We start from the raw sequence: 12,806 nt of genomic DNA, 5'->3' as shown, positions 1-12,806 counted from the left end.
TCGGTTGCACAATGCTGGTCGAGGACAGGGGGCAATGCCCGGATCAGGAAGTCGCTGTACGTGGAATCGGCAGTCTCAGTGTTTCGTCGTCCCCACTTCGGATTGTTGAAATTTCCCCACCCGACATCGCATGTCGCCGGCTGTCAAATTGGGGCAACATACAGGCTGACGACGTCAGAGTTATCCGGCGTGAGACTTTCGAGGATGGTTTTCAAGCCCAGCGACATTTATTGATCGCTTACGAACGCGCAGAACGGTTTGACGGCGAGACCCTCATCGAGGGCCTGCCAAAGTCAACCTTGCGCGAATTCAACTGCAAGCTCAGCTTCGTGCCTGCCGGCCATCGATTCTACGGGTGGCAGACGCCACGGGTACTGACCCGCGTCACCTATATCTATCTAGACCCGCCGGATCCGCTGTTCGATCGAGGATCCGGTGTCGCCTGTCCCACAATCAGCCCGCGCCTGTTCTTCTTCGATCAGGCCGTCTGGAATACCGCGGTCAAGCTCAAGGCCGAGGTCGGGAATTTCGGCCCAATCAGCCGTGAATATGCCGAAGCCCTGAGCCTCGTGCTGATGCACGAACTTTTTCGACTGGAGCGAAATGTACGCTCAACGGCGTGTCCAGTGCGCGGCGGCCTGCCGGCATGGCAGCAAAAGCGCGTGGTTGAATTTATCGAGGAGCATCTCGCGGAGGACATCTCGCTGGCCGCCCTCGCCAGGCTCGTCGATCTGAGCCTCTATCATTTTGCGCGCGCCTTTACGCAGTCGTTCGGCGCACCTCCGCATCGCTACCACATGGCCCGCCGAATGGATCTAGCCAAGAGCCTGTTGCAGAGGCCGGCGCTCTCAGTGACGCAAATCGGCGCCCGGATTGGATTTCGCGAATCGAGCTCGTTCACAAGGGCATTTCGCAAGTTCTCCGGACTTACGCCGACCGAATATCGTCGTCACCGAGAAGATTAGCATCCGAGCGCATTCCGCTCATGCTGGTAATGGAGACGGACAGCTAATCTCGACCACGCATCCGGCCCCGGGATGGATCGTGAACCGGAAGTCGTGCAACCTTACGATCGCGGCCACAAGGTTCAAACCGAGACCCAGGCCTGACGTGTGTCGTACCCGGTCCGACCGGTAGAAACGACGCAGCACAGCATGGCGTTCGCGATCGCTGATGCCCAAACCGGTATCTCTGACACGCACGACGGTTTCGCGGTTGCTGCGAAGCAGCCCGATCTCCACCTGCCCTCCAGCGGGAGTATATTTGATGGCGTTGTCGACGAGGTTGGCGACCGCCTCGACCAGCAGATCGCGGTCGCCACGCACGGCTAATTCGTGTGGTGAGTGAATCAGAAGAGCGATCCCCTTGTCCTCAGCTATTGGCTCGTACATATCAGCCACTTCGCGGATGAGTTCTGCCAGCGCCACCCTGCCGAAGCCGGCCGATCGCTGACTTCTCTCGATCTCCGTCAATCTCAAAATGGCGGTAATAAGCGATAACGACTGATCGAGTGCCTCCGTGGTTCTGTCCGCGACCAACTGAAGCTGCTCAAGCGTCCCGGCATTGGAGCGACCGCGCTCGAGTATCAGCCGCGCGCGGGTGAGCGGCGTGCGCAGATCATGGGCGATGTCACTGCCGACACCCGCAAGGGATTGGATCAGAGTTTCCATCTCATCGAGCATACCGTTGACGATCATCGCTAATCTGGAGAACGGATCGTCGGCGTTTCGATGCGGGAGACGTTCGCGCAGGTCGCCGGCAACGATGCGCTGAACGCGCTCGTTGACCTCGACGATACGCTGGCGGGCACGAGCGTTCAGTATCACGCCGATCGCAAAGCAAAGGAGCACGGCAGGAACGACACCGAGCGCGAATGCCCCACTAACGACGTGAGCGATCTCGGCGACTTCGTCGTTATCCCGACCGATCGCCAGTACATCGCCATTCGGCAACTTTCGCGCGATCAGTCGGACCGCCTGCCTTGACGATCCACTTTCGTCCGTCCTGTCGATGACAGCGTCCCGCGCGACATTATCGAGCTCGAGATTGCGCGGCAGACTGTCCAGGTTACCGAGGATTCTGCGGCCGTCCGGGCCGAACAATGCCGCAAGCCGAACGCGCCGCGGGTCCTGTTTCAGGTGCTCGTCAAGCGCGTCCAGCCTGCGCTCGGGCGACAAATCCGCAAAGACGCTCATTTGTGACGCAATCATGCGGTCGGATCGCATCGTCAGATCGTGCTTTGCTTTGAAGTAGACAAAGCCGAGCAGCGCCACGACAAAGCCCGCGAACAGCGCGGCCACCAGCAATGTCCATCGCAGCATCGTCGAGCGCGCGAACCTGCCCAATTGCATCATGTTGTCCCGTCGGAAGACTACGGAGGCGTTTGAGGTTCCTGCCTGGGTTTCGGGGACACATCCGAAGCCTCGGGCAGAGTTCGTCAACATGAACTCTTTGCCTTGGCTCGCTTGGCCCACACGCATCCCTCGGCTCTAGTTGAGGTCAGACTAGTTTGACAATGGAACCCGCTCGATCCTACAGAGGATTGTTCGGAACAACGTATTGGTTTGCGAGATCCATACCTTGGTTTAGCCGCGGCCGGCATTCGCGCCGATGGCGATTAGACATGCCGATGTCAGCGACAATGCGCCGCCGTCGGTCACCTCACTTGCCGCCGCCGCCGCGGTGTCGATGGAGCGCGGTTTCGATGCAGTCGATCAAGACGGGGGCGGCAAAGGGTTTGGCCAGGAAGCAAATGGCTCCAATCTTCAGTGCCCGGGCACGGACGCTCTCATCGGGAAACGCCGTGATGAAGATGAATGGTATGTCGTTGCCCTGAATGCGTACGTGCTCAAGCAGGTCCAAACCGTTCATGCCGGGCATCTGCACGTCGGCAACGACACAAGAGGATTCGTCCGTCTGGGACGACTGCAAGAAATCCGCTGCCGACGCAAATGTACGCACCACATATCCATGCGAGCTGAGGAGATTGTCTGTTGCTGCGCGGACAGATACATCGTCATCAATGACAGAAATCACCGAGAGCGTTGACAAGACAGGCCTTCCCGACGCCGGAGCAAAGCGTCCATCTTTGGCACGCCCCCAACTAAAATGGGCTGCCGGCCACGATTCTAAAATCATACTTAGGTTTGTATCTTCAACAACTTGGCCCGCAACCAGGCACGCACCGAATCCTTGAGAGAACCAAGGGCCGGCGTCCATTCCGCGCCTAGGCCTTGCGGCGTTGAACTCCGAGCGTTTCGGCCTTTCTTAACAGATCGGCCAGCGACCTCGCGCCCATTTTCTTCATAATGCGCCCCCGGTGTATCTTTACGGTGATCTCAGCAAGTCCGAGTTCACCTGCGATTTGCTTGTTCATCAGTCCAGACGCAACCAACGCGAGAACCTCCCGCTCGCGCGTACTCAGGGTTTCAAAAAGGGCCCGCAGATCCAGCACGATCCTGTCGGCGGTCCGCCGCTTTCGATCGCGCTCAATCGCCGTCACGACAGCGTCGAGCATGTCCTGATCGCGAAATGGCTTTGTCAGGAAATCAACCGCTCCTCCCTTCATCGCCCTGACGCTCATCGGAATATCGCCATGGCCGGTCATAAAGATAATTGGAATGTGAATGTTCGCTTTGGCCAATTCAGTTTGAAAATCCAGGCCGCTCAGCCCGGGCAACCTGACGTCAAGCACCAGGCAGCTGGCGACATCCGGAAGATCGCCTTGCAGCATCTCCGATGCCGCACCGAACGCCGCAACCTGCAGTCCCACTGACTGAAAGAGATTGCTGAGTGCTCGGCGCATCGAGGCGTCATCTTCGACAACGAAGACAATCGACTCCTTGGCGCTCGACCCTTCATCCGATGATTTTGGGCGCTCGGTCATAAGGCGTCTTCCCGACGAAGGGGCAATACGAACTGGAATGTAGCACCCGGCCCCTCGTTGCGGGAAGCCGATAGACGTCCCCCGTGGGCCTCTACAATTGCCCGGCAGATGGAAAGCCCCATGCCCATGCCGCCAGACTTCGTGGTGAAAAATGCCCTGAATAGCCGATCCGCATCGTCCGACGAAATCCCGACACCGCAATCCGCTACAGTGACGAGCATCCACTGTGCGTCGTCCCTGCGCGATCGGATCATTAGCTCGCGCGGCCGACCCGCAACCGACTCCATGGCCTCAATGCCATTCATCACCAGGTTGATCATCAGCTGCTGCAGCTGAACCCGATCACCGAGGATCATGGACGAAACCGGCGACAGTTCCGTTCGCAACGATACTCCGTGACTGAACAACTCGTGCTGCACCAGCGCGATGACTCCCCTGATGATGTCGTTGACGTCGAGCGGCACTCGCTCGATATCGGCCTTATTGGCGAGGGCCCGAACCCCCCGGACGACGTCGCCTGCCCGGTTCGCGTCGCTGATCGCCCATTCCACCGAGCGCCGAGCTGCGGCCAGGTCAGGAGTTTCGCGATCGAGCCAGCGCAGCGAGGCCTCGGCGTTGGCGATAACAGCGGCAAGCGGCTGGTTGACCTCATGCGCGATAGAGGCTGTCAACTCACCCAGTGTCGTCACGCGCATGACCCGCGCGAGCTCCGCCTGAGCATTCCGTAACGCCTGCTCGGCGAGATCCGCGCGGATCATCGCGGTGATGTCCGTGCCGGTGCCGCGATAGCCGACGAAATTACCGCTGGCGTCAAACAATGGTCTGCCGCTCAATCGGACATGCACCGGGACGCCGTCTTCGGATACGGTGCTGTATATAAAATCGCGAAATGGCTCATGGGCATCGTGCATCGCCCTATGCTGCCGCCACTTTTCCGGCTCCGCTTCTGTATCGCTCGCAAAGTCCCAGCGAGCCAGGCCAATCAGATTCGAGGGGCGGATGCCAACCGAGTTCAGGTGGTCCGACACGCGGGTAACCCTGTGGTCCGGTCCGGTCTCCCAGAACCAGTCAGAACCCGTCTCGGCATAATCGCGAAAGCGCCGCTCGCTTTCGCGAAGCGCCTCCTCTGCCCGCTTTCGGTCCTCGATGTCAGTGGACGATCCGTACCATTTGGAGATGTTGCCAAGTTCATCGCGCAACGGCTCGGCTCGGAACAAGAACCAACGATATACACCATCGAATCGTCGGAGCCGCGCTTCAAGCTCGCCGCGCAGACCGGATTGCCGTATTGCGCTCCACTTCTGCAACATGCCCTTCTTGTCCTCGGGGTGAAAGGCACGAGGCCAACCAGTTTCGACCTGATCCTCGGAAAGGCCGGTGTAATGGAGGGCTGGCTGGTTAAGGAAGTCGGGGACCCCATCGGCTCCGGCGCGCCAGACCAGCGTCGGGATTGTATCGATGACCAGTTGAAGGTGGTCTTCGGATTTCTTGATTTCGTCAAACGCCTCTTGCAGCGCCGCCTTTGCGGCATGTTGTTCAGTGACATCCACATGGGTGCCAATCAACTCAACCACATCACCGTCACTGCCGACGACAGTGTGCCCGACGGAATGAATGAGCCTTATCGAACCGTCCGGGAGAACAATTCGAAAATCAACTTCGAAATCCGCTTTCTCCCGGATAGCCCGGGCTGCCGCTTCGACATTCGGGCCCCTGTCTTCAGGATGAATGCGATCCCGGAACGCTTGCAGCGGGACATCGCGTTGTTCCGGACCAAACCCGAACAAGCCGTACACCCCGGGCGACCGATATGCCCATTCTCGACGCCGCACATCCCAGGCCCAACTGCTCGTACGCCGCAAACGTTCCGATTCGGCCAGATAGGCATCGCTGCGTCGCAGCCTCCGTTCCGTCTCCCTTGCAACAGTGACATCCGTCACAGCGCCCACAAACTCGGTGTTGCCCGACGCGTCCTCTGCAGCTCGAGCCACGGCGTGGACATATTTCACCGAGCCATCCGGCATCAGCAATCGATACTGGTGCTCGAAATCTCGTCCATCAATCACCGCACGGCTGATGATCTGTTGCACCGCATCACGGTCCTCTGGATGGGTACGCTGGACAATAAACTCCGCGTCCGGCTGCGTCGCCCGATCACATCCAAAGATTCGAAAGGTCTGGTCCGACCAGATCATCGCTCCGCTCACAATGTTCCATCCGAAGCTTCCAGTACCGCTCAACCTCTGTGCTTCACTCAAATACATTTCACTGCGTAGCCGCGCGGCTTCACTCCGCTTTTGATCGCTGATCGCTGCTTGCAATTCATCACGGGATTGGCGGAGAGCGTCTGCTGCGCTTCTCTGCGCCGCGATCACTAGCGCAACAACAAGCGATACGATGAAGAACAGAGCGAGACGAGGCACCTCCGAAGCGCCCACCGTAAATAGCTCATTCTTCCAGGAAAATGAACTGACTGGCGGCACCTGGTAATAATGAAATGCCAAAAGGGCGAGCGCAATCGCCAGCAGCGCCGGGCCGAAACCGCCAAACCACGCGGCGAAGATAACGGCGCAGAGCATCGACGACACGATGGCCTCGGCATGGAAGAGGCTCGCGAACAGTTGCGCGGCAATTATCGCTCCGGCGACCGACAAGGCCGCCGTTGCATAACCGACGATCAAAAGCGGCTCGGTATGCTGTCGTGGAAGATTGAGCTTATTCATTCTCCACGTCGTCCCGTTGAAATTGCGACCGGCGACCAAACCGATCACGATGCGATTGATCTCCGGAGACCCATGATCTGGCTGCGCATCGTTCACAGCTTCCAGGGTCTCCAAATGAGATTAGAGCATTTTGAGGATGCTCGGCAATTCGATTGACGAGTGGGGGTCTCGATCGAAAGCACTCGATGCTTTGAGCGGATCGGCGCAGGGCCGTCAGTCGTGACTCCCGGTGGTGAAAGCGGTAGTGAGCTCCCGGCGGGCTCATACGGAGAGGTGATCACAGCAACCCCCGGTTTGGTTGTGTCAAACCTTCGTTTACTTGTGTCGCGCCTCGGGCTGCATCTAGTTTAGCGTGAAGCAGATCGGTCGCGTCCCCCCAACGCGTTTGGCTGCTGAGCGGACGGCATCGCGCCGACCTCACCCTCCTCCATTCCAGGCTGGCGTGAGCCGTCCGCTTCCCCTGCCATTTTGGATCCTCCCCGTTTCCATTCCTGTTTCGACCGGCGAGCCATTTGCAGACAGATCGCCAGGACACTCCTCGACGTGAGTGGCCACCTGAAGACAACCCGTAAACTTCCGTATGCTCCCGCGATCCATTTCAATATCGCACGCTTACCTACGTACGATTGAGCTAATGGTCCTCAGCCTTCTAGTCTCGCTGCAGATCGAAAGAGCCGATTGCAGGTGACACGATGTCCGCGATCCCAGTCGAACCGCTTCGCCACGGCCGGCGCGAGACCGGCAGTCTGAAGCACATTCCTGTCGTTTCGACGAGTCCGATGTGTGCCGGCACGGAGAGCTGCTGCTTCAGCTGCGGAGGCTACAAATGAGAGTGAAGCTCTGCACACGATGTCCCTACGCGCCACGGGATCTCGCAGACCATTACGATCCCGACGCTAACCTTCATCTTTGCGCCAGCTGCGAGAGCGAACAGAAGGCGAGCTGCAACGAGTGCCCACGCAAGGCCGCGAGATCTGCGACGGCAAATTCGGGTTGGTCAGACGCTATTCCTGGCGGACCGCACCGTGTTCAAGGACACGCGCTGATCGCTTCAGGGCCCGCCGGGAACGTGACCGCACATGATTACGCTTGTTCCAGCCAGCTTGAGCGTCACGCTTCAAATTCGCGACGTTTGAAATCCCTGGGCAGTGAGGAGGTTGCACAGTGAACGCATTCTGCAAATCCTTGCAGGGTATCTGCCTCTGCTGCACGGTCACGATGCCGGCCCAGGCGCAAGAGGATGGGCTTCGCCACCATCCGCCGCAGGACCAGCTTCTGCATGAGAAGTTCTATTCAACATGGCACATGCCCGATCATCCGGCGGTTAGCTGCTGCAATGATGCGGACTGCTATCCGACGGAAGTCGAGTACGTTGACGGCAACCTCTACGCAAAGCGCCGAGAGGACGGGAAATTCATTCTCATCCCCCCGGAGAAGATCGAGCGACACAGAGACAATCCCGATGGCAGAAATCACCTCTGCGCTCCCCCGCCCAACACCTTTCATGCCACCGACACCGTGTTCTGCTTCGCGTTGGGAGGCGCCACATGAGATTTGTACTGGTGAACGAGAGAGCGCTACGCCGAGAGGCGTTCTGCGTGTCGTGCTATGAGCCGATCCGAACAAGCTACCTGCGGGAGATTGGAACACGCCTCACTTACTGCAATCATGACTGCTACGAGGAACACTGCAAGAGTGCGTTCCTGGCTCTCGAAGCCAAGGCAAGAGGATCGCGCGCCACCCCCGCCCTCGGTTCAACGCGCTCACGCTCAACCCCGGCTCTTTTGACGGGACCTGCTGAATGATCAATCGATGCGGCCATCGGAGACCAGTCTTCGCGGCCGGCGAGAAGGACATGCGATGCGAGCCAATAGCACCACCCGCGATATATCTGATCGGAGCGGATCGGCATTTGTCAGCACTAAGTCGAGGACTGCCGCGCCGAGTCCGATGCAGTTACTGAATTCGCAAACCAGGTCTGGCCAGCATCGGGATGCTGTTCGGCGCACGCGCGAAACGCCAGTGCTGCGCAACGGAACGGCGGAGTTCCTCGCCGACATCGAAGGCCTGCCCGTTCTGGTGCGTTTGCTCGTCCAAGATGTGCCGGCGGAAATGCGGTCCGATCTTGCCACAAATGCCGATATTCATACGCTGCTGTCGGCCACGCTCGAGAGGATGATCGAGCGGATGCGCGGCTCGCCATTGGGACACGACGCTTCCCCGAAACAACCCCTCGCTATCGTTGAATTGATCTCGGGCGAAGTGCCTTCGGCCGGGCTGCCGGCCCAGCTAACTGACACGGTTTTGCGCGTGGGCGAGCTGGAGCTTGATCTCATCGATCGGACTGCGAAGCGTGGTGATCGTGAGATCGATCTGCGGCCGCGCGAGTTTCGGCTGCTCAAATACATGATGCAACGGAGCGACACGCTGTTGACGCGAGCGACCCTCCTGAAGGAGGTGTGGAACTATAGATTCGTCCCCGAAACGAACCTCGTCGATGTTCATATGGGGCGGTTGCGTCGCAAGGTCGACGGGCCAGGTGAGCCGCCAATGCTTCGCAATGTCCGGGGGGTTGGTTTCGTTCTCAGTGCGACTCCCTTCCAGCCTCGTTCGCCGAGAGCATCTCAACAGTGAACAATCTGACCGTCCATCACAGCCGGCCGTCTAGGCCGCCGATCCGGAGCCGCGCGAATGTTCGACTATCGTGAGAGCTTTCAATCCGCCGTTGCCGCGCTGAAGCGGGAGCATCGCTACCGTGTCTTCGCTGAACTGGAGCGAAAGGCAGGACAGTTCCCCCACGCGTACTGGAATAGCCCGACCGGCAAGCGGGATGTCGTGGTCTGGTGCTCGAACGACTACCTCGCCTTGGGCCAGCATCCAAAGCTGATCGACGCAATGTGCGCCGCCGCCCACTCGATGGGCGTTGGCGCCGGCGGAACACGCAACATCTCGGGAACAAATCGGGCGCTCGTGGAGCTGGAGACCGAGCTAGCCGACCTGCATGGCAAGGAGGCGGCGCTCGTTTTCACCTCGGGTTACGTCTCCAACCATACAGGCATCGCGACAATTGCCAGACTCCTTCCAGATTGCCTGATTCTATCCGACGCGCTCAATCATAATTCGATGATCGAAGGTGTGCGTGCGGCCGGCTGTCCCAAGCAGATCTGGCGCCACAACGATCTCAGGCACCTCGAGGAGTTACTCCTCCGCGCGGAGGCCGGCCGCCCGAAGCTGATCGTCTTCGAGAGCGTGTATTCGATGGACGGCGATGTCGCTCCGCTCGCGGCGATCTGCGACCTGGCGGAACGCTACGGCGCGATGACCTACCTCGACGAGGTGCACGCCGTTGGCATGTACGGACGACGCGGCGCCGGGATCGCCGAGCAAGACGGAGTGATGGCGCGCATCGATGTCATCGAGGGAACCCTCGCCAAGGCTTTCGGAACGCTCGGCGGTTACATCGCCGGCAGCACTGCCGTCGTGGACGCCGTCCGATGCCATGCACCAGGATTCATCTTCACGACAGCCTTGCCGCCCGCGGTCGCCGCAGCTGCGACGGCGTCGATCGCCCATCTCAAGACATCGGATACCGAGCGCGCAGCCCAACGCGTCTCCGTGGCGGCGACCAAGGCCGCCCTGCGGGAAGCCGGGCTACCGATGCTGGCCACCGAGACGCACATCATACCGGTGATGGTCGGCGATCCCGACAAATGCAAGCAGGCAAGCGACCTCTTGCTCGACCAGCACGGGATTTACATCCAACCGATCAATTATCCCACTGTTCCCCGCGGCACCGAGCGGTTACGGATCACGCCGACTCCGGCGCATGACCTTCGGCTGATCCGACACCTGGCCGACGCCATGGTTTCGGTGTGGCAGGAGCTTGGCCTTTCGTTCGGAGAATACCACCAGCCCAGCGATCACCGTGCACAGACGATTGCCGCTGGCGGCTAGCTAGGCCCCGTTGCCTTACCGCTGCTTGACGACTGTGCTGGCCGCCCACGCAACCGAGGCCCGTTTCAGCCGTATCGCTGATCCGGGCAAATGACCTCCAACCGGCCACCCGGCCCGGGATGAATGGCCAGCCTGAAGTCGTGCAGCTTCACGATCGCAGCGACTAGATTGAGGCCAAGCCCCATACCCGGCGTGTTCCTGATCTTGTCAGACCGGTAGAAACGACGCAGCACGGCCTCACGCTCCTGATCGTTGATGCCGGGGCCGGTATCGCTGATGCGCACGATGACTTCATCGCGTTCGCGTAACAGTCCAATATCGACCCGGCCGCCTTCCGGCGTGAACTTGATGGCGTTGTCGACGAGGTTGGCAACTGCCTCGAAGAGCAGATCACGATCGCCACGCACGCTCAGGTGCTGCAGCATCCCGACCCGCAGGTCGATGCTCTTGTTTTCGGCGATCGGTTCGTAGAGATCGCATACCTCGCGCAGGATTTCGTGCAGTGAGACGGTGCCGAAAGCCGCCGACCGTCGGCTGTTTTCGATTTCGGCCAAACGCAACAGCGCCGTGATGATCGCCAGCGACTGGTCAATATTCGAGATCGCCTTGTCTACAACCATCTGGAGCTGCTCCAGCGTGGTTGCGTTGGTGCGGCCGCGCTCCAGCGTCAGCCGCGCCCGCGTCAATGGAGTTCGCAGATCGTGGGCGATGTCGTTACCGACTCCGGCGAGCGCGTTGATCATCGATTCCATTTCATCGAGCATGCCATTGACGATGACCGTCAGCCTCGAAAATGGCTCGTCGACGTCGCTGTGCGGAAGCCGCTCACGCAGATCGCCAGCGATGATGCGCTGGACCCGCTGATTGACCTCCTCGACCCTCTTCTGCGCCCGCATGCTCAACCACGCACCCGCCAGCAGGCATAAGCACAGCGCCGGCACCAGCCCGAGCCCCAACGCCTGAGCGACGACATGGGAGATCTCCCTGGTTTCGTCGACCTCGCGTCCGATGACCAGCACGTCGCCGTCGGCAATGCGCTGGGCGATTGCGCGGATCACATGCGTCCTCGTCCCGGCTGGACCCGTCCGCTCGACCGAAATGCTCTGGACGGAATCATTCACCTGGAGACCGGACGGCAACCGCTCCAAGTTGCCCTGGATCTTGCGGCCGTTTGCGCCGAACAGGCTGGCATACTGAACGTCGCGGGAATCCTCCTTCAAATGGTCATTGATGGCATCCAGCCGGCGTTCGGCGGGCAAGCCGGCAATGAAATTCAATTGACTGGCGATCATCTTGTCGGATCGCACGATCAAGTACTGATCCGTCTGCCAGTAGATGAAACCGAACAGCACGATAACGAAAGCCGCGAGCACGCCTGCCACCGCCAGCGCCCACCGAAAGCTGGTCGAACGTATGATGTGAGCCCGATCCATCGGATTTCGTCCCGCGGATTTCCCGCTCAACGTCGGCGGCGGCGTCTCGCTGGCTTCCATCTGATCCTTATGGTCCGGTTCGGAGAATGAAGCCGGCACCACGGACGTTGTGGATCATGGGAGAATCGCCCGGTCCGTCCACCTTGTGACGCAGCCGGCCCATATGCACATCGACCAGGTTCGTGGCCGGGACGAATTTATAGTTCCAGACTTCCTCCAGAAGCATGGCGCGCGTCAGCAACTGATCGCTGCGTTGCATCATGTATTCAAGCAAACGGAATTCGCGCGGCAGGAGATCGATCACCCGTTCGCCGCGTTTGGCGGTGCGCTCGATCAAATCGAGTTCCAGTTGCCCAACCCGCAGCGTGGTCTCGCGCGATTCAACCGGCCGGCGCAGCAGCGCCTCGATCCTGGCGACAAGCTCGACCAGCGCGAACGGCTTGGTGAGGTAGTCGTCACCCCCCATCCGTAATCCGCGTACGCGATCATCGACCGCCCCCAGCGCGCTCAGCACCAGCACCGGAGTGCGGACTTGTTCCTTCCGCAAGGCTTCGATCACGGTGAGGCCATCCATTCCTGGCAACAGTCGATCGACGATCATGGCATCGGGCCGCGACGCACGCGCCTTGTCGAGGCCTTCGATACCGTTGGCCGACCACTCGACTTCAAAACCGCGATCGGCAAGTTCGGCGGTGATTTCCTCCGCCGTTTCGCTGTCGTCCTCGATCAGAAGCACTTTTGTCATCGATTCGTTCCCGGCCATCGCCAAGGCGTTCGCGGCGCGCCCTGCGCTCGAGCTCGAATTACGTG

10 protein-coding genes are annotated in these 12,806 nt (G+C 59.9%); 4 read left to right on the top strand and 6 right to left on the bottom strand.

What is annotated here, in order from left to right; all coding sequences use genetic code 11:
• Nucleotides 1–11: 11 nt before the first annotated feature.
• A complete protein-coding gene (locus UP10_RS32405) occupies nucleotides 12–965 on the top strand; it encodes a helix-turn-helix domain-containing protein (RefSeq protein WP_082077359.1) in 954 nt (317 codons plus the stop codon).
• Nucleotides 966–983: 18 nt separating this feature from the next.
• Here UP10_RS32405 and UP10_RS32400 read toward each other — a convergent pair whose 3' ends face one another.
• The 4 genes from UP10_RS32400 to UP10_RS32385 form a co-directional block, all read right to left on the bottom strand.
• Nucleotides 984–2,351: a sensor histidine kinase gene (locus UP10_RS32400; RefSeq protein WP_044591379.1), complete on the bottom strand. Its 1,368-nt coding sequence runs from the start codon at nucleotides 2,349–2,351 to the stop codon at nucleotides 984–986.
• A 310-nt stretch (nucleotides 2,352–2,661) separates the two neighbouring features.
• Nucleotides 2,662–3,051 (bottom strand): response regulator transcription factor, encoded by a 390-nt coding sequence (locus UP10_RS32395; RefSeq protein WP_044591254.1) that lies wholly within the window; start codon nucleotides 3,049–3,051, stop codon nucleotides 2,662–2,664.
• A 175-nt stretch (nucleotides 3,052–3,226) separates the two neighbouring features.
• Nucleotides 3,227–3,886: a response regulator transcription factor gene (locus UP10_RS32390; RefSeq protein ID WP_044591253.1), complete on the bottom strand. Its 660-nt coding sequence runs from the start codon at nucleotides 3,884–3,886 to the stop codon at nucleotides 3,227–3,229.
• A complete protein-coding gene (locus UP10_RS32385; RefSeq protein ID WP_245322017.1) occupies nucleotides 3,883–6,705 on the bottom strand; it encodes a PAS domain-containing protein in 2,823 nt (940 codons plus the stop codon). The genes UP10_RS32390 and UP10_RS32385 overlap by 4 nt, the downstream gene beginning before the upstream one ends.
• A 1,068-nt stretch (nucleotides 6,706–7,773) precedes the next feature.
• On the opposite strand from UP10_RS32385, the gene UP10_RS32380 reads away from it, so the two are divergent.
• The 3 genes from UP10_RS32380 (at nucleotide 7,774) to hemA (ending at nucleotide 10,563) form a co-directional block, all read left to right on the top strand.
• Nucleotides 7,774–8,160 carry a hypothetical protein gene (locus UP10_RS32380; RefSeq protein WP_044591252.1) on the top strand — a complete coding sequence of 129 codons (387 nt, stop codon included), beginning with the start codon at nucleotides 7,774–7,776 and terminating at the stop codon, nucleotides 8,158–8,160.
• Nucleotides 8,161–8,631: 471 nt separating this feature from the next.
• Nucleotides 8,632–9,243: a winged helix-turn-helix domain-containing protein gene (locus tag UP10_RS32375; protein WP_050043889.1), complete on the top strand. Its 612-nt coding sequence runs from the start codon at nucleotides 8,632–8,634 to the stop codon at nucleotides 9,241–9,243.
• Between the two features lie 57 nt (nucleotides 9,244–9,300).
• Nucleotides 9,301–10,563, top strand: coding sequence for a 5-aminolevulinate synthase (hemA, locus tag UP10_RS32370; protein ID WP_044591251.1), 1,263 nt, complete (start codon nucleotides 9,301–9,303; stop codon nucleotides 10,561–10,563).
• A 65-nt stretch (nucleotides 10,564–10,628) separates the two neighbouring features.
• On the opposite strand, the gene UP10_RS32365 is transcribed toward hemA, so the two are convergent.
• On the bottom strand, nucleotides 10,629–11,945 hold the full coding sequence (locus UP10_RS32365; protein ID WP_349643992.1) for a sensor histidine kinase: 1,317 nt from the start codon (nucleotides 11,943–11,945) through the stop codon (nucleotides 10,629–10,631).
• 118 nt (nucleotides 11,946–12,063) lie between these two features.
• Complete coding sequence (locus UP10_RS32360) at nucleotides 12,064–12,741, bottom strand: response regulator transcription factor (protein WP_044591375.1); 678 nt, start codon at nucleotides 12,739–12,741, stop codon at nucleotides 12,064–12,066.
• Nucleotides 12,742–12,806 lie beyond the last annotated feature (65 nt).

This window comes from Bradyrhizobium sp. LTSPM299 (genome assembly GCF_000938235.1).
Taxonomy (GTDB): domain Bacteria; phylum Pseudomonadota; class Alphaproteobacteria; order Rhizobiales; family Xanthobacteraceae; genus Bradyrhizobium.
This window is presented reverse-complemented; position numbering and strand designations above follow the sequence as displayed.